At 37.1% G+C, this 22,609-nt stretch carries 24 protein-coding genes; 3 read left to right on the plus strand and 21 right to left on the minus strand.

Annotated elements, in window-relative coordinates; genetic code table 11:
- Nucleotides 1-149: 149 nt before the first annotated feature.
- The 13 genes from RGQ13_RS16540 to priA all read right to left on the minus strand — a co-directional run bounded on the left by RGQ13_RS16540 (nucleotide 150) and on the right by priA (nucleotide 13,716).
- Nucleotides 150-1,673 carry a SpoVR family protein gene (locus tag RGQ13_RS16540; RefSeq protein WP_348390841.1) on the minus strand — a complete coding sequence of 508 codons (1,524 nt, stop codon included), beginning with the start codon at nucleotides 1,671-1,673 and terminating at the stop codon, nucleotides 150-152.
- The gene (locus tag RGQ13_RS16545) at nucleotides 1,663-2,961 is read right to left on the minus strand and encodes a YeaH/YhbH family protein (RefSeq protein WP_348390842.1); all 1,299 of its coding nucleotides are present in this window, start codon (nucleotides 2,959-2,961) and stop codon (nucleotides 1,663-1,665) included. Before RGQ13_RS16545 ends, RGQ13_RS16540 begins: the two co-directional genes overlap by 11 nt.
- Nucleotides 2,962-2,978: 17 nt before the next feature.
- Nucleotides 2,979-4,913: a PrkA family serine protein kinase gene (locus tag RGQ13_RS16550; RefSeq protein WP_348390843.1), complete on the minus strand. Its 1,935-nt coding sequence runs from the start codon at nucleotides 4,911-4,913 to the stop codon at nucleotides 2,979-2,981.
- A gap of 219 nt (nucleotides 4,914-5,132) precedes the next feature.
- Nucleotides 5,133-6,119 carry a DUF4097 family beta strand repeat-containing protein gene (locus tag RGQ13_RS16555; protein ID WP_348390844.1) on the minus strand — a complete coding sequence of 329 codons (987 nt, stop codon included), beginning with the start codon at nucleotides 6,117-6,119 and terminating at the stop codon, nucleotides 5,133-5,135.
- 77 nt (nucleotides 6,120-6,196) lie between these two features.
- Complete coding sequence (locus RGQ13_RS16560; RefSeq protein ID WP_348390845.1) at nucleotides 6,197-6,697, minus strand: hypothetical protein; 501 nt, start codon at nucleotides 6,695-6,697, stop codon at nucleotides 6,197-6,199.
- 2 nt (nucleotides 6,698-6,699) lie between these two features.
- Nucleotides 6,700-7,239 carry an RNA polymerase sigma factor gene (locus RGQ13_RS16565; RefSeq protein WP_348393426.1) on the minus strand — a complete coding sequence of 180 codons (540 nt, stop codon included), beginning with the start codon at nucleotides 7,237-7,239 and terminating at the stop codon, nucleotides 6,700-6,702.
- Between the two features lie 159 nt (nucleotides 7,240-7,398).
- Nucleotides 7,399-7,773, minus strand: a complete 375-nt coding sequence (locus tag RGQ13_RS16570; protein ID WP_348390846.1) for a YbaN family protein — start codon at nucleotides 7,771-7,773, stop codon at nucleotides 7,399-7,401.
- 120 nt (nucleotides 7,774-7,893) lie between these two features.
- Complete coding sequence (locus RGQ13_RS16575) at nucleotides 7,894-8,367, minus strand: YehS family protein (RefSeq protein ID WP_348390847.1); 474 nt, start codon at nucleotides 8,365-8,367, stop codon at nucleotides 7,894-7,896.
- A gap of 38 nt (nucleotides 8,368-8,405) precedes the next feature.
- Entirely contained in the window at nucleotides 8,406-8,774 is a 369-nt protein-coding gene (locus RGQ13_RS16580; protein ID WP_348390848.1) for a gamma-butyrobetaine hydroxylase-like domain-containing protein, read from the minus strand.
- Nucleotides 8,775-8,802: 28 nt separating this feature from the next.
- Nucleotides 8,803-10,131 carry an HslU--HslV peptidase ATPase subunit gene (hslU, locus tag RGQ13_RS16585; RefSeq protein WP_348390849.1) on the minus strand — a complete coding sequence of 443 codons (1,329 nt, stop codon included), beginning with the start codon at nucleotides 10,129-10,131 and terminating at the stop codon, nucleotides 8,803-8,805.
- A gap of 63 nt (nucleotides 10,132-10,194) precedes the next feature.
- Entirely contained in the window at nucleotides 10,195-10,713 is a 519-nt protein-coding gene (gene hslV, locus RGQ13_RS16590; protein ID WP_348390850.1) for an ATP-dependent protease subunit HslV, read from the minus strand.
- 103 nt (nucleotides 10,714-10,816) lie between these two features.
- Nucleotides 10,817-11,383, minus strand: coding sequence for an SPOR domain-containing protein (locus tag RGQ13_RS16595; protein ID WP_348390851.1), 567 nt, complete (start codon nucleotides 11,381-11,383; stop codon nucleotides 10,817-10,819).
- Between the two features lie 110 nt (nucleotides 11,384-11,493).
- The gene (gene priA, locus RGQ13_RS16600; RefSeq protein ID WP_348390852.1) at nucleotides 11,494-13,716 is read right to left on the minus strand and encodes a primosomal protein N'; all 2,223 of its coding nucleotides are present in this window, start codon (nucleotides 13,714-13,716) and stop codon (nucleotides 11,494-11,496) included.
- 262 nt (nucleotides 13,717-13,978) lie between these two features.
- On the opposite strand from priA, the gene rpmE reads away from it, so the two are divergent.
- Together rpmE and rraA are read left to right on the plus strand one after the other, a co-directional pair.
- The gene (gene rpmE / locus RGQ13_RS16605) at nucleotides 13,979-14,191 is read left to right on the plus strand and encodes a 50S ribosomal protein L31 (protein ID WP_348390853.1); all 213 of its coding nucleotides are present in this window, start codon (nucleotides 13,979-13,981) and stop codon (nucleotides 14,189-14,191) included.
- 162 nt (nucleotides 14,192-14,353) lie between these two features.
- The gene (rraA, locus tag RGQ13_RS16610; RefSeq protein WP_348390854.1) at nucleotides 14,354-14,839 is read left to right on the plus strand and encodes a ribonuclease E activity regulator RraA; all 486 of its coding nucleotides are present in this window, start codon (nucleotides 14,354-14,356) and stop codon (nucleotides 14,837-14,839) included.
- Nucleotides 14,840-14,892: 53 nt separating this feature from the next.
- Here the strand turns inward: rraA and RGQ13_RS16615 are convergent, their stop codons facing one another.
- Both RGQ13_RS16615 and RGQ13_RS16620 read right to left on the minus strand, forming a co-directional pair.
- Entirely contained in the window at nucleotides 14,893-15,105 is a 213-nt protein-coding gene (locus tag RGQ13_RS16615) for an acetyltransferase (RefSeq protein ID WP_348390855.1), read from the minus strand.
- Between the two features lie 77 nt (nucleotides 15,106-15,182).
- Complete coding sequence (locus RGQ13_RS16620; protein WP_348390856.1) at nucleotides 15,183-15,605, minus strand: VOC family protein; 423 nt, start codon at nucleotides 15,603-15,605, stop codon at nucleotides 15,183-15,185.
- A 278-nt stretch (nucleotides 15,606-15,883) separates the two neighbouring features.
- Here RGQ13_RS16620 and soxR point away from each other — a divergent pair, with 278 nt between their 5' ends.
- Entirely contained in the window at nucleotides 15,884-16,327 is a 444-nt protein-coding gene (gene soxR, locus RGQ13_RS16625) for a redox-sensitive transcriptional activator SoxR (protein WP_348390857.1), read from the plus strand.
- A gap of 50 nt (nucleotides 16,328-16,377) precedes the next feature.
- Here soxR and RGQ13_RS16630 read toward each other — a convergent pair whose 3' ends face one another.
- The 6 genes from RGQ13_RS16630 to RGQ13_RS16655 all read right to left on the minus strand — a co-directional run bounded on the left by RGQ13_RS16630 (nucleotide 16,378) and on the right by RGQ13_RS16655 (nucleotide 22,558).
- The gene (locus RGQ13_RS16630) at nucleotides 16,378-17,013 is read right to left on the minus strand and encodes an OmpA family protein (protein ID WP_348390858.1); all 636 of its coding nucleotides are present in this window, start codon (nucleotides 17,011-17,013) and stop codon (nucleotides 16,378-16,380) included.
- A gap of 219 nt (nucleotides 17,014-17,232) precedes the next feature.
- Nucleotides 17,233-18,468: an imidazolonepropionase gene (gene hutI, locus RGQ13_RS16635; protein ID WP_348390859.1), complete on the minus strand. Its 1,236-nt coding sequence runs from the start codon at nucleotides 18,466-18,468 to the stop codon at nucleotides 17,233-17,235.
- Nucleotides 18,469-18,572: 104 nt separating this feature from the next.
- On the minus strand, nucleotides 18,573-19,406 hold the full coding sequence (locus RGQ13_RS16640; RefSeq protein WP_348390860.1) for a LytR/AlgR family response regulator transcription factor: 834 nt from the start codon (nucleotides 19,404-19,406) through the stop codon (nucleotides 18,573-18,575).
- Nucleotides 19,407-19,439: 33 nt separating this feature from the next.
- Nucleotides 19,440-20,555 carry a sensor histidine kinase gene (locus RGQ13_RS16645; protein ID WP_348390861.1) on the minus strand — a complete coding sequence of 372 codons (1,116 nt, stop codon included), beginning with the start codon at nucleotides 20,553-20,555 and terminating at the stop codon, nucleotides 19,440-19,442.
- Between the two features lie 133 nt (nucleotides 20,556-20,688).
- Nucleotides 20,689-21,678, minus strand: a complete 990-nt coding sequence (locus RGQ13_RS16650) for a glycoside hydrolase family 17 protein (RefSeq protein ID WP_348390862.1) — start codon at nucleotides 21,676-21,678, stop codon at nucleotides 20,689-20,691.
- A complete protein-coding gene (locus tag RGQ13_RS16655) occupies nucleotides 21,671-22,558 on the minus strand; it encodes a glycoside hydrolase family 17 protein (protein WP_405054141.1) in 888 nt (295 codons plus the stop codon). The genes RGQ13_RS16650 and RGQ13_RS16655 overlap by 8 nt, the downstream gene beginning before the upstream one ends.
- Nucleotides 22,559-22,609 lie beyond the last annotated feature (51 nt).

Consider the following 22,609-nt stretch of genomic DNA (forward strand, 5'->3'; position numbering starts at 1 on the left):
AATATAATTGGTTTATCATACAAAATACGATGCTTTTATATGAATGACTATTATCGCTAATTTAACTGTTCAATTTAAGCTATTAATGAAGATAATTGAAGAAAAACTTGATTAGTTGTGAAAATTAACCAAATTGATATTGAAAGCGATTAAGGTTCAAGCTCTTCAGGACAATGGCTTAATATTTGAGTGTACATTTCTTTGTCTTGGGTTACTAAATTAACATCAAACTGCCATAAGTAATGTAAATGCTTTATTACTTCGTCTTTAGTATCAGCTAAATTAACATTATTTTGCGGAATATACTCCAACGTTAACGAACGATCGCCTTCAATGTCAGCGTTAATAATCTGAATGTTCGCTTCAATATGACTCAAATCATACTGCTTAGCCAATGCAGTGCGAATTTTTTGATAACCTTTATCATTATGTATCGATGTCACTTCTATGTGATTTTGTTTGTCATCATCAACGAGTTCAAAAAATTTGAACTCGCGTATAAGGTGCGGTGAAAGGTACTGGCTAATAAAACTTTCATCCTTATAATTTTGCATCGCTGATTTCACTGCCTCAAGCCAATTGCTACCGGTAAGTTGTGGAAACCACTCTTTATCTTCATCACTTGGGTGTTCACAAATACGGCGAATATCAGAATACATGCTAAACCCCAAGGCATATGGGTTTATTCCTGTATATTGAGGCGAATTATATGCGGGTTGATTAATGACACTTGTGTGGTGATGTAAAAACTCCAGCATAAACTTGTTCGTTAATAAGCCTTCATCAAAAAGATGATTAATAATGGTGTAATGCCAAAAACAAGCCCATCCCTCATTCATTACTTGGGTTTGTTTTTGAGGATAAAAATATTGCGCAGTTTTACGCACTATACGTACAATTTCTCTCTGCCATGGCGTAAGTAAAGGGGCATTTTTTTCAATGAAATATAATATATTTTCTTGTGGTGATTCAGGAAAAATACGTTCATTGCTACTTTGTTTATCTCGTTCAGTATTATTGTTATCTAACTTTTGCCACAATTGATCCACTTGCGATTGCAAATACAGTTCTCGCTCTTGTTGTTGCTCCAGTTCTTTCGCCAGTGACATTTTTTGTGGTCTTTTATAACGGTCTACTCCGTGGCTCATTAACGCATGGCATGCATCCAAAGTGGCTTCTACTTCATTTATGCCATATGTTTGTTCACATTGATGGATATAATTTTTAGCAAACAATAGATAATCAATAATAGAGTCCGCCTCGGTCCAGGTTTGAAATAAATAATTACCTTTAAAAAATGAATTATGACCATAACTTGCATGCGCCATTACCAATGCCTGCATGGTTAAAGTATTTTCTTCCATCAAATAAGTAATACAAGGATTCGAGTTAATCACTATTTCGTAGGCTAAACCCATATGACCACGCATATAGTTTTGCTGTGTTTGCAAAAAGCGCTTACCAAAACTCCAATGATTATATCCAATCGGCATACCTACACTGGCGTAAGCATCCATCATTTGCTCGGATGTAATCATTTCAAGCTGATTTGGGTAGGTATCTAGGCCATAAAATTTCGCCACCCGATCGATTTGTTGTTTATACTTTTCCAAATAGTCAAAGGTCCACTCGGCACAATCAGGTAATTTATCAAAGCTAAAATCAACGGCCATATTGCCCCCAACCAGCGTTAATATTTGCTGTTTTTTTAAATAAATCTCTAAACACGGGATAAATATCTGCCACCTCAGTAATTTGCCTCATGGTAAAGTGTGGGTATTTATCAATGAGTCTTTGATACTCCAACCATAACGATTTGGGCTCATTATTATTTATCTCTATGTAACTATAAAATCGAATTATCGGCAGTATCTTATTAGCCAATAGTTGATAGCATTTTGGCGTATCGTCCTGCCAATTATCCCCGTCAGAAGCCTGTGCTACATAAATATTCCAGTCTTTCGAGTTATAGCGTTTTTTGATGATTTGATAGAGTAATTTAAGTGCGCTGGAAATGATGGTACCGCCAGTTTCTTTTGAATAGAAAAAATTTTGTTCATCAACTTCTTTAGCCTGGGTATGGTGGATGATATACACCACATTAATAGTTTTATAATTTCGCGTTAAAAATAAATACAGTAAAATATAAAAACGTTTCGCCATATCTTTCGTCGCTTGTACCATCGAGCCAGATACATCCATTAAACAAAACATGACCGCTTTTGAGGAAGGAATAGTTTGTTTATCGTAGTTTCTATAGCGTAAATCGAAGGTATCAATAAACGGTACTTTCGCTATTTTATCTTTCAGTATTGCTATTTTTTCGGTTAACTGTATTTTTGCTGCTGATTGGTCTTCATTTTTTTGCTCAAGTAGTACAAGCTGTTGCTGACAATGTTTAAGCTGTTTACGTTTATCACTCGTCATTACCATGCGTCTTGCGATAGAGCCTTGTAATGACTTTACAATATCAATATTGGCAATAGCGCCCTCATTGCAATAACCAGCGCGTACAGTTTTGTAGTCGATAAGTTTATCAACTTGATTGAATTGCAAATTGGGTAGTTCTAAATCGTCAAACAGTAAATTTAAATACTCGTCTGCCGAGATAGAAAAAATAAAATCATCTTCTCCTACACCACTATCACTTGCGCCACTTTCACCAGTCCCTGTGCCTTGAGAAGTCTTTGGCCTTGGTATTTTATCGCCTTCACTAAACTGGTCATTACCTGGATAGATTCGCTGCTTAATACCCCCCTCACCTTGTTTAAATGTAGGCTCCGATAAATCTTTTTTAGAAATACTGACATCCTCATCAGACTGATGGTCAGTTACTTTACGACGATTAATAGATTCAGCTAATGAGTGTTTAATTTGACTTTTATAACGACGCACGAATCTTTGGCGATTGGCCATAGATTTGTTTTTTGCATTTAAACGTTTGTCGATAAAAACAGCCATTTAAAACTCCCCTTACATTAAGATGATTTCCTAACTCGTAAGTACCATTCTGACAATAACCGTACTTGTTTGGCGGTGTAGCCTTTGGTGATCATTCTTTGCACAAATTCATCGTGTTTTTGTTGGTCTTGTGAAGATGACTTGGTGTTAAAAGAAATCACCGGTAACAAGTCTTCGGTATTGGAGAACATTTTTTTCTCTATCACAGTTCGAAGTTTTTCATAACTGGTCCAAAGCGGATTTTTGCCGTTATTATTCGCCTTAGCTCTTAAAACAAAGTTGACAATTTCATTACGAAAATCTTTCGGGTTAGAAATACCTGCTGGCTTTTCAATTTTTTCCAATTCAGTGTTTAAGGTCGAACGGTTTAGTATTTGCCCTGTGTCGGTATCGCGATACTCTTGATCCTGAATCCAAAAATCGGCATAGACGACATACCTATCAAAAATATTTTGCCCATACTCTGAGTAAGACTCAAGGTATGCTGTTTGGATCTCTTTTCCAATAAACTCGATGTATTCTGGGATCAAATAATCTTTGATAAACTCTAAGTAGCTATCAGCTACTTCTTTCGCTAATTGCTCTCGCTCAATCTGCTGTTCAAGTACATAAAACAAATGTACTGGATTTGCTGCTATTTCAAGGTGATCAAAATTAAACACCCGAGCAAGAATTTTAAAAGCAAAGCGAGTAGACACACCCGACATTCCCTCATCAACACCAGCAAAATCTCGATACTCCTGGTATGATTTTGCTTTAGGATCAGTATCTTTTAATGATTCACCGTTATAGACCTTCATTTTAGAATAAATGCTTGAATTTTCTGGCGAGAATAAACGAGATAAAATAGAAAATTGCGCTAAAATACTTAACGTAGATGGAGCACATTGAGCATCACTTAATTCACTGTTATCAAGTAGTTTTTGATAAATTTTGACTTCTTCTGACATCCTTAAACAGTATGGAATTTTGACGATATAAACCCTATCGAGAAACGCTTCATTGTTTTTATTATTTTTAAAAGTTATCCACTCAGACTCGTTCGAATGAGCCAGCAACACGCCAGAAAATGGCAATGCAGAAAGTCCTTCGGTTGAATTGTAATTACCTTCTTGGGTTGCCGTTAACAATGGATGTAATACCTTAATTGGTGCTTTAAACATTTCAACGAATTCCATTAGCCCTTGGTTGGCCCTACATAGCGCACCTGAATAGCTGTATGCATCAGCATCGTTTTGAGCAAAATGCTCTAGTTGTCTAATATCTACTTTACCGACAAGTGATGATATATCTTGGTTGTTATCATCGCCGGGCTCTGTTTTTGCGATGGCAATTTGATCGATAATAGAGGGGTGTAATTTCACCACCTTAAACTTTGAAATATCACCATTAAACTCATGCAACCGCTTAACTATCCAAGGTGACATAATTGTATTCAAATACCTTGACGGGATGTTGTAATCTTCAGTGAGAATTTTTCCATCAGCCTCAGGATCAAATAAACAGAAGGGGTGATCATTTACCGGACTACGTTTCCCATTAGCACTCAGTACATAGATTGGTAATTGTTGCATTAGCTCTTTAAGCTTTTCTGCTAATGAAGATTTACCTCCGCCTACGGGCCCTAACAAGTACAAGACTTGTTTCTTTTCTTCTAGGCCTTGCGATGCATGAGTGAGATAAGACACTATTTGCTCAATGGCTTCTTCCATACCAAAAAATTCAGCAAAAGCAGGATAGCGAGTGATCACCCGATTAGAAAAGAGCCGACTTAATACTAGATTTTGCGAAGTATCAATTAATTCTGGTTCACCTATTGCAGCTAATAACCGCTCTGCTGCATTGGCATAGGTTAATTTGTCATTACGACAAAGCTCAAGGAATTCAGTTAACGTTAGCTCCTCTTCTTTAGCTAAGTCGTAGCGGCTCTGATAATGTTTAAAAATACTCATATTCGCCCCCGCAATTTATTGTCTTCTTAGTGTTAGACCGGAAAAAGGACGATTTTATAGCGCAAAAAGTAAATTATTTTGTAAACATTTGATTTTTAGGGGTGGGATAAGTTCATAGAAATAAAATAATATAGTTTGAAATTAGTAACTTAATTAAGACTCAAGTCTTTTTCAAACTATATTCATTCATTTCTATTTGGCAGGTTTATTTTCTAATGGCTAATAGTGAAGTTTTACGTTACCAGATACAGTTGACATTTTAACTGATGCGCTGCCACTTCCAGCTTGAGTTGATAATTTAGAATGCGGCCCATATTTGGCCTTTTCCACTTTATCATCAGTTAATTTATTAGTTATGCGACCGCCTGCATGCGAATCAACTTTAACAGATGCATTAACATTTTCTTGTAAAACTAGGTCTAAATTACCACTTACAGAAGACATTTCTAATAAGCCATCATCATTAAGTTCAAGTTTAGCAACTACATTACCACTTACGCTTGAAAGCTCTGCATCAATAACATTGTTTAGTCTAATCTCTAAGTCACCAGAAATTACATTGGCAACAACTTCTTCGGCAGTACTGTTTACGTCTATATCGCCACTAACCGCATAATATTCTAATCGGCCGGCAGAGCCATCATCTTTGATATCACCACTAACGGCAGACAAACTTATACGGCCATTAATAGATTTAGTGTCAATATCACCACTAACCGTTTCAATATCTACTCGATTACCGTTTAGCTGCTTCAGAATAACATCACCACTGACCGTTTTAGCTCTTACATCATTATTAACATTGCTTATTTTGATATCACTTGAGACACCTTGGAAGCTTATTTTAGCCCCTTTAGGCACTTCAATAACGATATCGGTTTCTTGCTCGTCATGATCCCAAAAACTATTATTCATATGTGCAGGCATTTTAACTTGCACAATAACATTGTCACCATCGGCTTTTAGAATAAAATCAGTAGCTTTATCATCTAACTTTCCTGTCACCCAAACTTGGTTAGTAGCTGTTCCTTTAATTACAACTTTTCCACGTAAATTATCAATACTAATGTTTGCGTTTTCACTAACAGCTAACTTTTGATCAACGTCTTTCGCTAAAGCAGGTATTGCTAACGCCAGTAAAAAAATAGCTCCGCTGATCTTTAATGTCGCTAAGGTGTTCTTTAGGGTATTTCGATAAAACTTCATAAATTTCTCGGTATCATTACTGATTTAAATTATTTATATTTCTTTAGCTATTTTGTCTGCAACTAAATTGTTTGCCGCTAAATTGTTTGCCATTGAGGACTATACAGTTGCTCAATTAAATTCAGCTCTTGTTGCTGCGTCCATTTCAATAGATTTAGTAAGTCGGCATTATTCGGATCATCTGCTAGAGCATTTATTAATGACTTTCTAGCTGAATCTAATTCATTAAATTGTGATTGAATTTCTACTGGTAATTCTTTTAAGTCTGGCTCGCCAAAAGTAACTAACATACTATTTTTTTCTTGACTGTATTGTTGTTGAATAACATCTATAGCACTTACTTCTGCGACTTGTACTGATGTATTGGTATTAATATTCCAAGTAAGGAGTACAGCTAAAGCTACTGAAGCGGCCCAAGCATAAGGAGCAAAATGGGGCTTTTTAGGAGCACTAACTTGTTGAGAGTTATGCTCAATAGCATGTTCAATTCCTGCCCACAAATCACGCTCAGGCTTAATATCTTTAGCAAGATTATCTATTTGTGTTTGTAATTGTTGATCTGATATTGGCTTGTTCATAGTTACAACCACTCTTTTAATAAAGTTCTAGCTCGGTGGAAATGAGATTTACTCGAACCCACCGCCATATTTAACATTGTTGCAATTTCTTCATGTCTGTAGCCTTCGACGGCAAATAATACAAACACAATTCTAGCTCTTTCAGGTAAACGTAAAATCATTTTGTCTAAGTCAGATAAGTCTTCAATTTCATTACCTGCTTGCTCAGCCTGAGGGTTATCTTCAATACTGAAAACTTTTTGTACCCAACTTTTTTGTTTACGCATATGGGTTAACACGGTGTTAGTTGCCACCGAATGTAACCAGGTAGAAAATTTGGCATCACCACGAAAATTCTCTATTTTTAACCATACCTGCACGAATACTTCTTGCGCTACATCATCGGCTTGGTCACGACTAGACAACATACGTAAACACAACGCATAAACTCGACCAACATGTAACTTATACAAATGGTTAAATGCGCTCCGATCGCCGGCCTTGGCGTTTGTTATCCATTCATGCTCTTGTTTTTGTGCAAAAACATCTTCGGCATTTATCACTGTGCTTGGTGCAGACAAATTATTTAAATCCTAAAGGGCTATATTGTTTTTCATTAAGTAAGATGCAGTATCTATTAAAAAGGTTTAGATCATATCTAAATATATTTTTTATTATTAACATATCTAATAATAACGACACTTAGAATAGGAAGTGAAGGATTATTTTTGCTTTTGAGGACAGGTTTTAATACTAAGGACAACGAATAAACCAATGGCTAATAATGCAGTAGTTGCTAACTTTCCATAGATATTTGGTACTGCTAATAGCACCGAGAAGCTACCAAAAATAAGAATTGAAAACACCGCAACTAATTTAGCTTTTTTAGGGATACAGCGATTTTTTTGCCAGTTATTGATAATTGGGCCAAACAATTTATTGTCAATTAACCATTTGTGGCAACGCTTTGATGATTTAGCAAAACATGCTGCTGCCACTAATAAAAACGGTGTGGTTGGTAATACAGGTAAGGCTATTCCAATAATAGCTAAGACAACAAATCCAAATCCGACGGCTAAATAAAGAAATCGTTTCATTGATGTTACCTTAAACATGTAATTATCTACGCCCGTAAAGATGCGGCATGCTGTGGGAAATAAACTAGGGTCAGAGTCAAGGTTTGTTGTTAAAACTTGACTCTGACCCTACTTTTTAATTTATACGTATGGGTTACTTTCGCGGTACTTAATTTGCATACCTTGTAAAAAGTTGCGCATCACTTGGTCTTTACATTCACGATAATGCTTATGGCCTACCTTTCTGAAAAAGGCACTAAGCTCAGACTTACCAATGCGTAAATCAGCTAACGCTAGAATAGCCAGCATATCTTCATCATTAAGGTTTAAGGCGATTTTAAGTTTACGTAAAATAATATTATTATTTAACTTACTTTCAGCTTTTGGCTGTGGGCCGTCTCGTTTTCCACGGTTTTTATTGATTAAACCATTTAAAAATGTAGCTAATTGGGTATCAGTTAAATTGATATATTTATCATCATCTTCTTTACGTAGCCAATGATGGTATTTTTCAATATCTACTTTCAATTCAGCTTGCGCGAATATAGATAACATAGTGCTATCATCGTAATTAAATACAAAACGAATGCGGCGTAAAATATCGTTGTTAGTCATTTTTTCTCACTGTTAACAGTTTAACTTACTGAACTAAATTATTGAATTTGGGTAATGTCGATCATTGCTTCTCGGCTATGACCAGTATGTGCTAACGCATCAATATACTCTTGCCAAAGGCGAGCTTTATTATGAGCATACTCTTGCAGTAGCTGAGCGCTGTATATGGCACTGTGTTGATCATCAAAGTTCATCCGAAAACCATGTTTAGCCAATGGTTCTATGGCTAATAATTTAACCATTTTTTTATGACTAACCGGTGCTTTGGCTTGACCCTTTTGGGGCGTTTGTTCATTAGGAGAGTATACACGCATAAATTCATAACTTAGGCTTTGGCTAAAATTATCAGCAAAACTTAAGGTAAGAAAATTTGTCTTTTCATTTAAGACCAACTGAGTAACTTGCATGTACTCTCCTTTTTAACAAATAAGGTGATTATAGAATAAAGCGACTTAAATCTTCATCTTTAACAAGAATATCAAGTTTACCTTCAACATAAGCTTTATCAATAACAATTGTTTCACCTGATTTAGCATCTGCTTGAAAAGATAACTCTTCAATTAAGCGTTCCATCACAGTATGAAGCCTGCGGGCACCAATGTTTTCAGTAGTTTCGTTTACCTGCCATGCGGCTTTGGCTATTGCTTGGATACCGTCTTCAGTAAATTCAACTCTTACACCTTCAGTAGCCAACAACGCAATATATTGCTCAGTTAATGACGCATTAGGCTCAGTTAAAATACGAACAAAATCTTCAACAGTTAACGCTCGAAGCTCAACACGAATTGGCAAACGACCTTGTAATTCAGGTATCAAATCACTTGGTTTAGCCATTTGAAAAGCACCAGAGGCAATAAATAAAATGTGATCCGTTTTTACCATACCGTGCTTTGTGCTCACTGTAGAGCCTTCAACTAATGGTAGTAAGTCACGTTGTACACCTTCACGAGAAACGTCTGGTCCTGAGGTATCGCCACGCTTACAGATTTTATCGATTTCATCAATAAATACTATGCCATTTTGCTCTACTGCATAAATCGCTTTCTCTTTTAACTCATCCGGATTAACCATTTTACTGGCTTCTTCTTCTTGCAGAGCTTTAAACGCATCTTTAATTTTTAATTTACGTTTTTTGGTTTTATCTTGCGACATATTTTGAAACATACTTTGCAACTGATTAGTCATGTCTTCCATACCTGGAGGAGCCATGATTTCCATGCCTACTTGCTGTTGTGCCACATCAATTTCAATTTCTTTGTCGTCTAACTTACCTTCACGTAATTTTTTACGGAATACTTGACGTGTTGATGAATTGTCAGATGCTTCATCTTCACCAAACGAATTTTTCGGATTAGGAATAAGTACATCTAAAATGCGTTCTTCTGCTGCTTCTTCAGCTAGATGTTTAACACGAGTCATTTCTAACTCTTTTGTTAATTTAACTGACATATCGGCTAGATCGCGGATTATAGTTTCAACTTCTTTACCAACATAACCCACTTCAGTGAACTTTGTTGCTTCCACCTTAATGAATGGGGCATTGGCAAGTTTAGCTAAACGACGGGCAATTTCAGTTTTACCAACACCTGTTGGGCCAATCATTAATATATTTTTTGGTGTAACTTCGGTGCGCAACTCTTCATTAAGTTGCATACGACGCCAGCGATTACGAAGAGCAATTGCTACCGCTTTTTTAGCGTCATTTTGGCCAATGATATGGCAATCTAATTCGTGAACAATTTCACGAGGAGTCATATTAGACATGGAAAAGTCCTCTTTGATACAGGCTATTACAGTGAGTAAAAGCCAATATCATTGGTAATAAGTTTAAATTTCGTCGATGGTTTGATTTAAGTTGGTAAATACACAGATATTACCGGCGATTGTTAAAGATTTTTCAACAATCTCACGCGCTGACAATTCAGTATTTTCCAATAAAGCTAACGCTGCAGCTTGAGCATAGTTTCCACCTGAACCAATAGCAATTAAGTCATCTTCAGGTTGTACAACATCACCATTACCCGTAATGATTAATGATGCCGTTTCATCGGCTACTACAAGCATAGCTTCTAGTTTTCTTAAGGCACGATCACTGCGCCAATCTTTTGCTAATTCGACAGCAGATTTAGTAAGGTGGCCTTGGTGCATTTCAAGTTTACTTTCAAAACGCTCAAATAAGGTGAAGGCATCGGCAGTACCACCAGCAAAACCGGCTAGTACTTTTTCATTATATAAACGGCGTACTTTTTTAGCATTGCCTTTCATTACTGTGTTGCCCAACGATACTTGACCATCGCCGCCAATACATACTTTACCGTTGCGTCTTACAGATACGATAGTAGTCACATTAAACCTCTATAAATAAAAACGAGGTGTCTTCTGCAAATAATTACAGAACAGACACCTCGGAAAGAATCTTAAACTATAGATGGGTTCAGAAATTAGTTTTTCAAGTCCAAAGCCATATTTGACAGTAATTGATTTTGTTACGCTTTAACTTATGTTTGGCACTTTCAGCCATGCGCTTACGCTCAAATGGTCCGAGCACGACTTTATACCAAACACCATTTTTACCATTGGTTTTGCGGATGTTCGATCCTAAACCGGCAAAGGCAATATTGGCCTTCAACTCTTCTGCTTGTTGTTGCTTTCTAAATGAGCCACATTGCATTTGATAAGGGCCCTTTTCTTTAACTTCATAATCACCTACTTCAACCTCTTTATTTTTAAGGCCATCCATATAGGTCCATTTTTCAGTGGGAATTTCTGGCAAAATATCTTCAATGACAGCTGTTTTTTGATCTGACATTTTAATTTCAGCGACCTCAACATCAGGAGCATTGTCACTCATGAAGTTTAAACTAAACACAAACCCTGATACTAATACCACAATAATGGCGAGGATTATCAAAGGTTTCATCGATGGTTTTTGCGCCTGCTTTTTAGCCTTAGGCTTGTAAGGATTTTTCTTTTTTTTGGTTGCGCGGGGGCGAGCAACATAATCTTGGTGAGCCATAGCACTCTACAATTTTTATAATTTAGGAAAGTATGTTTCTTATAGCTACCATTTTTAACGAACCAGACACCAATGTACAGCGTTTGTTTTACCTAAATAATTCTAACTAATTACCAACTCAATTCTTGTGGATCAATATCAATACTCCAACGCACCTTTGTGTTTAACTCATGGGTCGATATATTGGCGAGTATTTGCTGTACAGCACGATGTAAATCTTTGCGTTCTTTAGCTTGTAACAACAGATGAAATCGATATTTACCCGCTTTCTTTTCTTGTGCTGCCGCTATAGGTCCACTCACCATACAGCCGCTAAAGTCTTGCTGGCTTACGTCTCTAAGCAAAGTTTGTGGAGTGCTTGGATAATTTGCTTCGGCCCTAAATAATGCCTGAAAAGCAAATGGTGGGATCATCGCTTGCTCGCGTTCAATTAATGCGTATTTGGCAAAGTGCTCATAACCGTTTTGTACTAAGTCTTGTAATAACGGATGTTCTGGGTATTGAGTTTGCACCATAACTTTACCGGGTTTACTTTCTCTTCCTGCACGGCCAGAAACTTGCACTAACAGTTGTGCCATATGTTCTGGCGCTCTAAAATCATAACTAAATAGCGCACCATCAACATCTAACACAGCAACTAAGGTTACATCGGGAAAATGATGACCCTTAGCGAGCATTTGGGTACCCACTAGTATTTGGTGCTCTTTATCACTTACCTGTTGTAATAATTTGGCAAGCTCTCCTTTGCGACGAGTACTGTCCCTATCAATTCTTACTGAAGAGTAATCCGGGAACAATTCAACCAAACGTTGTTCAAGTTGCTCAGTACCTTGTCCTAAAGGTTTAATGCGCACGCTACCACAACTATCACACTGTCTGACAATGCGTTTTTGACTGCCACAATGATGACAGACCAATAAGCTTTGGCCCTGATGCAAAGTATATGGTTTATTACATCGTTGGCACTCACAAATCCAATTACATTCCTGACAAGAAATGGCAGGCGCAAAACCACGTCGATTTAAAAATATAAGTACTTGTTCGCCGCGCTTTAGCGTGTCTGCAATGGCTTTTTTCAGTGTACCCGACAGGCCGAACTCAACTTGCTCTCTGGCCATATCAATTAGTGAAATACTTGCCTTGTTACTTTTACCTGCACGTTTAGTTAGTTGATGATATTGATACTTACCGGTAAGAGCATTTTGTAATGTTTCCAACGAAGGTGTAGCGGTTCCCAATACAATCGGAATATTTAATTGTCGAGCTCTAAGGATGGCAATATCCCTTGCATGATAACGAAAGCCTTCTTGTTGTTTTAGCGAGCCATCATGTTCTTCATCTATAATGATGATGCCGGGCTTCACCATTGGCGTAAATACACCAGAGCGGGTTGCAATAATAATTGCCGCTCTACCTTGCTTAGTTTGATGCCAAGTTTGTAAACGCTCGTTATCGTTTAAACCGGAATGGTGCAACACTACAGGCACGCGAAAACGCTTTTCAAAACGAGATAATGTTTGTGGGGTTAAGCCTATCTCAGGTACCAGCACTAGCACTTGTTTATTTTTCAGTAATACTTGCTCAATTATTTGCAGGTACACTTCAGTTTTACCACTACCGGTAATACCATCAATTAAATGACATGAAAATCCATCAAGCTGTTGGTTTATACTGCTCACAATTAGAGATTGTTCAACGGAGAGTTGTGGCTTATCACTATGATTTACCGAATTATCTTTGCAAACAAAAGGCTCTTGCTTAACCGCTTGTTCAACAATAAGCTCTTTGCCAAGTAAGGCATTTAATTGCGCTTTGCTATAACCGGCCATTCTTATTTCAGGCCAAGTAAGCTCATCATGCTCACAAATAAACTCAAGTAATGCTTTTTGTTTTGCAGCAGATTTTTTAAAGCCTTTAACAACGAGTTCAAACTCATCATCAGTTAAACTTGAATTTTTCAACCAACAAGCAGGAGGGCTTAAATCTACGGGTTTAATTTGTCTTAACAATACCGGTAATGCTTGAGTGACTACATCGCCAATGGGATGGTGATAATAGCGAGCACACAGACTTAAAAAATCAACTTGTTGGCTAGATAATCGTGACTCATCACTTAAACGCTCACTGATAGGTTTAAGCTTTTTACTATCAACATCACATTCATGGCTTACCGCAAGTACTACACCAATCAAATTACGATGGCCAAACGGTACCAAAACTCGATCGCCTTTTTTAAAGTTCACCTGTATTAATGCTGGAGGCACTGAATAGGTAAAACTTTGGCGCATAGGTATTGGTAATGCGATTTGTAAGTAAGTTAACTGATTATCCAAGGTGTTGGTCTAACTAATATTATTTTAATTTATTCTGACGAGTTAAAGGCATTTTGCCAAGCTAATTTATAATTATTATTTGACTGATATTTAGAGGTAATTTCGAATATACTGAGACAAGGTAATAAATTGGTTGTTTTTTAACTATTTTAGTTGAATATCCGTTCTTGATCCCGTATGATCCGCCAACTTAAATTGTAACTCGTATGGTACTTGGCAATTGATCAAGCGGCGATACGGCCTTAAAAAATAGAGGTTTTCCATGAAAGAAAATATCCACCCAAATTACACAAGCATGAAAGCAACTTGTTCATGTGGTAACGTTATTGAAACTGAATCAACTCGCGGTAAAGACATTTACTTAGACGTATGTTCTGCATGTCACCCGTTCTACACTGGTAAGCAAAAAGCTGCTGAGACTGGTGGTCGTGTTGATAAATTCAACAAACGTTTCGGTGCTCTTAAGACTAAGTAATAGCCTTAAAACCCGAACAAAGAAGCACCTTCGGGTGCTTTTTTATTGCCTAAAATTTAATTACTCCGTAACAACTTAAAATCTTTCCTTGTTCCTTCATCACTAAGCGTTATACTAGAATTAATTCAATTACTTAACCCACCGGTTAAGATGGAGTAAATCATGGAATATAACACCTCAGAACTATGTAATTTATATGCTGACTCAATAGATGTCTTAGAGCCTATGTTAAGTAATTATGGCGGGCGCAGTTCTTTTGGTGGCACTGTGGTGACCATTAAATGTTTTGAATCTAACGGCATAATTAATGAAACCGTAGAACAAGATGGTACCGGCAAAGTATTAGTCATTGATGGTGGCGGTTCTACTAGACGAGCTTTAATCGATTCTTATATCGCTGAATCTGCCGCTAAAAATGGTTGGGAAGGTATCATTTGTTATGGCAGTGTACGGGAAGTAGATTTACTCGAAGAAATAGAACTTGGCATTCAAGCTATGGTTTCTATCCCTGTAGGTAGCGATGATACTAATATAGGTGAAAGCGATTTAGCAGTAAACTTTGCTGGTGTGACTATTCTTCCGGATGATCATATTTACGCAGACAATACTGGTATTATCTTATCGCAAGATGCTCTCGATATTGATTAATAAAGATGCCATGGCATTATTTTGCCATGGCTCTTTTGATGTAAAAGATAATGTTATTTTTGACTTCGATAATCAGGGTCCATCCAACAACGGGGTAACTCCTCGCCCGAAAGAAAAAGCAAGTCGGCTTTATTAAACTCTTCTGGATCTTGTAACTCTTCACCTGCCTGATATCTACCTAAAACGTGTTGATGAAATAAATTTGTTAGATCACTAATATCGCTAACATCAACCATATCGCCATTATTTCTGTTTTTTAAAAACATAAGTCACCTCTGTAATTAAAAATTAGCCACTAATACCAAGTCCATTAATAATAGTATAGTAATCAAACGTGAATTTTTCACTCGTCATAGCAATTGCGCTCTTTCGGTATATCAGTTAAATACTCAACAAATTCGACTTCGTAGCCACTAGGATCAACAAAATATACATTGTTACGATGGACTGAATCAGCGCCATCTTTTGCTATTTCAAAACCAGCTTTTGCTAATCTTTCGATCAAAGTACTAAGATTACTCGTTACAAAGGCAAAATGAGCAAGTCCAACTTGATGACCACTAAGATCTCGATTTGCGCCAACACCATCATCATTAAATGTTAGGTACTGATACTCATCACCAAAGTGCAGCCAGTTTCTTGGTTTACCATACCATAGCGCCTCACCGCCTCCTCGCACCTGCCAATGTGGAAAAGCAGCTTGATAAAAATTTAACGTGCTTGGAATATCTTGTACGACTAGATTTAGGTGTTCTAAATACAACATAGGTTGTCCTTCTTGTTCTGTTATTGTTCTACTCTTGCTCTTGAGAACTTTAAATAATGAATTACTTGTTGTGCATTGTTTGAATAAATAAATGGCAAAATGCGCTGATGTAGGGATGTGTCTTGTCCTTATTATTTAACGTTAGGTTTCTTGCTTGGGCTTTAATAGTAGTCATAATGTTGCTCCTTTTTAATAATTGCGCCCATCATAAAACCTCAACCAAACTTGAGGTAAAGTGTTTTTTTCATTATTATGAAAAAAACTTTTTGGTATTAATTATGTTAGAAGAAGCGAATCTTGCTGTAGGTACTGTTGCCAAACGATGTGGCGTTAAAGTTTCAACCTTACATTTTTATGAAGAAAAAGGGTTGATCCGAAGTTGGCGAAATCAAGGTAATCAAAGAAGGTACAAAAGAGATGTTTTAAGGCGCATATCAGTTATTAAAGCCGCGCAAAAAATGGGCGTGAGCTTAGACGAGATAAAAACTGTGTTTGCGACATTACCTGATAAACGCACGCCGAATAAAGATGATTGGGCCAAACTGTCTAAAAGTTGGCAACAACAACTGAATCAACGTATTGCTTATATGGAAAAATTAAGAGATTCATTAACAGGTTGCATCGGTTGCGGTTGCTTATCGATGACAAAATGTCCAATTTATAATCCTGAGGATATACTTGGTGAAAACGGCATTGGGCCGTTAATTTTAGACAAAAATTAATGAGGCCAGAAGCAAACACTTCTAGCCTCATTGAAATGATATAATTTTATCTATGCTTCATTAGGCATAATTTTCACTTCAACGCGGCGGTTTAACGCTCTGTTGGCCGCGGTATCGTTACTCACAATAGAACGAGATTCGCCAAAACCTTTAGTACGTAAACGACTCGCTAAAATATCTTGGTGCATTAAATACACTTTAACACTTTCAGCACGTTGCTCAGATAGCTTTTGGTTGAAGCTTTCACTGCCGCTACTGTCGGTATGACCTTCAATTTTTAATAGTGTTTTATCGTATTTACCTAGCACTTTAGCAACATCATTTAGCGTAGTATGAAAGCTCGAAGTGATATTTGACTGGCTAGAGGCAAAAGTAATGTTGGCTGGCATGATCAAGCGTAAGTTATCACCTTCACGTACTACCTTTATACCTGAACCCGCAAGTTCTTGACGAAACTCTTCTTCTTGCTTGTCCATATAATCACCAACAGCAGCACCGGCAAGTGCGCCAATGGCTGCGCCCCATACCGCGCGTTTATTTTTATGGTTACTGGTCGATTTACCTATTATTGCGCCGGTAATTGCGCCTATTGCAGCGCCTTTTCCTGCATTTGAAGAAGTAGATGCACAACCAGAAAAGATTAATGAAAGTGCTAAAAGCGGAAAGATATAATTTTTCGTTGACATAAAAGAGCCTAAGTTTTTAATAATTATGAATTGTCGACATAGTAACAAACAAAGCTGAACATGAGATGAACGAGTTGGTATATTTTTCAAAATAAATGTAAAAAAACATTAATTTATCGAGGATTTCAAGAATGAATAAGTGTTTGACTAATTTTTGAACAAAAAAGCGCATAACTATTTTTCACAGCTATGCGCTTTCAACAATTTATGATTTTAAACTTAAATAACTCGCTTACCTAGCTTGTATAAAGCCGCTAATGGATTAACTCCATACTGATAACAAAGCTCTGCGGGTTGCTCAATATCCCACATGGCAATATCGGCGTTCATGCCTACGGCTAATTCACCAACTTTATCATCAATACCTAACGCCCTTGCGGCATTACACGTAACACCAGCTAATGCTTCTGTAGGGGTTAACCTAAATAATGTACAGGCCATATTTAACATTAGCTGAATCGAGTTAATTGGCGATGAGCCAGGATTTGCATCACTGGCTATAGCTATTCGTACGTTGTTTGCCCGCAACATTTCAATTGGTGGTAACTTTGTTTCTCTTAAGAAATAAAATGCCCCAGGTAATAATACGGCGACCATACCACTTGCTTGCATAGCTTTAACACCAGCATCAGATAAATACTCGAGGTGATCACTTGATAAGGCATTATATTTTGCAGCAAGTTCGGTGCCGCCAAGATCAGATAATTGCTCAGCATGTACTTTCACTCTAATGTTATGTGCTTTTGCCGCACTAAAAACAGCTTCAGTTTGCGCTAGAGAAAATCCAATACCTTCACAAAACACATCAACTGCATCGGCTAAGTTTTGCTTGGCAACTGCGGGGATCATTTGCTCACAAACAAGCTTGATATACGCGTCGGCATCATCTTTATATTCAACGGGTAATGCGTGCGCCCCTAAGAATGTTTTTTGCACTGTAACCGGCAAACTTTCACTTAATCGGTTTGCTACTTTCAACATTTTTACTTCGGTATCTAAATCCAAGCCATAGCCAGATTTAATCTCTAAACTTGTTACACCTTCATTATGTAAAGCATTAAGGCGTTTGTAAGCACTTGCAAACAACTCATCTTCGCTTGCTGTACGGGTAGCTTTTACGGTTGAAACTATTCCACCACCACTTTGTGCAATTTCTTCGTAACTCGCGCCTTGTAAGCGCAGTTCAAATTCATTTGCACGGTGTGAGCCATAAACAATATGAGTATGACAATCGATTAGACCTGGGCTTAACCATTGACCTTTACCGTCAATGACTTCAACTTGGCTTTCATCATATTCAGGAAGTTGTTGTTTATTGCCTAGCCAAACAATTTTGCCGTCGCTAATTGCTAATGCGCCGTCTTCAATAGCAGCATAAGAAGTACCGGCTTGAGTCATGGTGGCAATATTTACATTGATAAAAAGTAGTTGCCAGTTGGCACTTGGTAAGGTCATTTTAAATTCCAGTTACAGCAATAATAAGCGGAATGTAGCGTAAAAAGCCTCTGCATGCAAGGCTTGTATATACAAGTATGCTATTTGGGTTTCTTGTTAAACATTTACATGTCAGTTAAGAAGCTCTTAATAACATCTCGGTAATTGCGACTTACTTTTACTTGATCATACTCACCAAGTTTAAGAAAAAATTCCCCTTTAGTGTGGGGTATGACTTTTTGAATAAAATTAAGGTTTACTATGGTAGAGCGATGAACACGCTTGAATATATTCGGATCAAGTTCTTTTAACAGGCTTTTTAACGTACTGCGCTTTATATGGGTGACGCCATCGGCATGTAAACAAACATAATCGCCAGCAGCATCTATCCACTCAATCTCAGATTGCTTTAATAAAGTAATGTCATCTCGATCTTTGATCACGACTTTCCGCTCTACAATGCCTGAGGTCGAACTTGTTTGGCTATCGGCTACTTCAGGATCAAGAGGAAATCTAATATCAACATTTTCTCGCTCGTTAATACTATCTATGGCACCGATAATCCGATTTTTATTATCGGTATTATCGCCACTATTAAATCTAATTAAGGCACGTTCAACCGCTCTTTTGATATGATCTTCGTCTATTGGTTTTAAAATATAATCAACGGCATGAACATCAAAAGCGTCTAACGCATATTGCTCAAACGCAGTAGTAAATACCACCATCGGCACAACATCAGTTTGTAGTTTTTTAATCACTCCGAAGCCATCAATGCCCGGCATTTGAATGTCTAAAAAGATAATATCAGGCGCTAAATCCATCGTCGCTTGAATTGCTTCCCGGCCATTTTTGCATTCGGCAATTATTTCCAGCTCAGAAAACTTATTCAGTTTTGAACGCAGAAGTTTAAGTGCTAACGGCTCATCATCTACTATTATCGCTTTTAGTGTATTCATAAGTTTTTTAATATATTAATTTAAATATTATATCTATGAGTCTGCTTGTGGCTCATAAGGTATTTTTATCGTTGTTTTTAGGCCACCGGCTGCCGAGATATTCAATTCGAAAGAGTAGTTATGTTGATAAAGCACTTTTAAGCGTTCATCAATATTGCGTAAACCGACACCACGACCTTGAGATATTTGCAATTTACTTCGACCCATTTTAATCCCTGAGCCAGTATCACATATTTCAAGGTTTAGTTGATTATCAACAACCTTCGCTTTTAGGCTAATGGTACCGCCGTCTTCGTTTTGAGCAATCACATGTTTCATTGAATTTTCAATTACGGGTTGTAATAACAAACTTGGAATTTTGGCCAGCTGAGCATTTTCATCTATTTGAAAATCAAGTTTTAATCGCTCGCCAAACCGAGTTTTTTCAATGTCTAAATATAAGTTTAGTGCATTGATTTCATTTTTTAAGGCAATTTTATTGTCTGGATTATGATCTAAAGAATACCGCAAAAATTTACTTAACTTAACCGTCATACTTTGTGCAATAGTAGATTCTTCCATTTCAATTAACGAATTAATTGCATTTAGGGTATTACATAAGAAGTGAGGGTTTAGCTGATAACGCAACATTTTAATTTGTGCATCTCTTGCTTCAGTTTGTGCTGAAATCCTTTTCAACAATTCGGCTTTTGCTTCGGCTTCGGCGTTAAGCATTATACTATGTTCCAGTTGCAATAACTGATAGTACTTAACTCCATGTACTAACGCAGCCCAACTCAGATAAACCAAAATACTGCCAAAATACCAACCACCAAAATCAACCCAAATATCATACTCAGGGGTCATCATGATAAATGCTTGCATGCGAGCAATAGTCCAGGCAAATGATGTTATCAATACCCCTAGAATTAATACACTTAACCTTCTTCTTACTGAATGTTCCCAATATTTCATATACACAAAATACAACGGTATAGAAAGTAATAAACCAAGCGCTGATTGTAATAGTGTATGAGCAACATTTTCCCAATTAAGCTGGGCGTACCAAAGTGTTAATGTGGATAGACTAATTAAACAGATAAACAGCCAGTAGCCAAGCTGTAGAAACCAAAATTGATAGGTGGGATTATTGGTAATTTTATTGTGCATTTACTGTTTTGCTCTTAATGGTTATTTAAACCATTTATCAATTTATTATTATTTTGTTTTATTGATAAATTAATCCTACTTAAGTTGATGATTTAAAGCTAGCTGTAAATCATCAACTTATGAAACTATTTCACTAGCAAGTTTCAGCTAATTCAATAACAGCAGGCTTTACTGCATAGAGATTTTCCATCACCAACTTAGGTTTACGATCAACCGTAAACAGTCCCCAATGCTTTTCCGGCTCTTGCGGATGTGGAGAGCCTTTCCAAGGCTCATCAAATGCTTCGAACACAAAGGTAAGGATCATTTCTTCATTAGCCCATGCAAGCAGTTGCTCGTAATAATTTGCTTGTAGTTCCTGTGATGCATTCCAGGATTCAATACCTCTACCATTTGACTGTGTTGTCCAGCCTGCTTCAGTAATAACCACAGGTTTGTCAGGATAATGATGAGCCACTGAATGATAATTTTGTTTGGTGTACTCTAACGCGTCATCTAAAGTTCGATACTCCCACGCAGGGTAGGTATGAATAGAAATGAAATCTAACACTGCCACTAAAGGCGCTAACTTGTCGGTCCAAGGGACGTAATTTTCACAAAAAGTGACCGGCTGCGAAATAGAGCTTTTTATTCTAATAACGTAATTCACCAAACTGTCTACTGACACCATATGATCAGTCCAGTCGACACTGGCTTCATTACCAACAGACACCGAAAAGACGATATCAGTATAACGTTTAGACAACTCAATTAATTTTTCAACCTGACGACAATTCGCATAACGGTTTTCAATCAACGTTTCAGCACTAAAGTTAGCTCCCCAAGGGCAATTTGGATTAGTCATTTCTGCAGCCATATCTACACCTAACATGACTTTAAAGTCGAGTGCTTCCGCTTCGATAACATTCAATACAATTTCTGCATGAGGTCCACAGTCATACAACCTGAGATATTTCCAATTTTGCGATAAAATTAATAAATCTTCTTTAACTTGTGCATGACTTGGATAAATACCTTCTCTTGGGTTTTGTCCTTCTCGGTAGCCTGAATAACAAATAGCATTGTCGTGAACTATATCCAGTGAATTAATACTTTCTGTTTTTTTATCATTAGTGTTAAACATATTTAAGCTTTCCATCTTTATCCCACAAGCCCCAATAGGCACCAACATCACCTTCATCTGCAACTTTCCATGTTTCATCAAACGATGAAAAATAAAAAATTTCAATATCTTCTTCTGCAGCCCAAAGGTAAGTATTAATAAAATATTTAATCGCATTTTCTGTAGACGGTATAGCTCCGCGCTCTGCTGTGCCTACATTTGGCCAACCTGTTTCGGTAATGATCACTCGCTTACCATTACCCGCTTTCACAGCGCGGCGATACATGTCTTTCATGTAAAGTAATGAATACTCAGCAGGACACCCTTCCCAAAATGGATAGCAATTAGCTAAAATCACATCGCAAACTTCGGTAACTTGCGGATGATCTTCAAACTCAAAATAAGCATCAACATAACCTACTTCGATATCAGGTAAAGCCTGTTTAGCACGAGTAATATAATCAATAAGTTGTGCTTCAGTTAAATCACCTCTGAGTAATACTTCATTACCTACAGCCAATATATTTACGTGCCCAGATTTGGCAACTTCTATTGCATTAGCAAGCTCCAATTCGTTATTAGCAAGGTCGTCGTCTAACCAAACACCTACCATAGTATTTAGGCCACTTTCTTGTGCTATTTTGGGTATTTGTTCATTACCTTCGGTACATGAAAAAGAACGAACCCAATTAATGTTTGGCTGAATTATTTGTAAACGTTGACGAATTTGTTGCTCACTAATTTGTGTGCCTGGGCCCTGCCCTTCAACATAAGGACTGAATGAAATACCATGGATTTTCTCCTCTAATATTTCACTAGCAATAACACGTAACTCAGCAGTAGTTAAATTTGTAAAACTAATGCCAGCTAAAGACATGTAGTTATAAGGTTTCTTTGACACCTTAATCTCCAGATTATTTTTTAATATAAGTCAAAATTGTTGGTAAACAGT

Source organism: Thalassotalea psychrophila (genome assembly GCF_031583595.1).
Taxonomy (GTDB): Bacteria; Pseudomonadota; Gammaproteobacteria; order Enterobacterales; family Alteromonadaceae; genus Thalassotalea_A; species Thalassotalea_A psychrophila.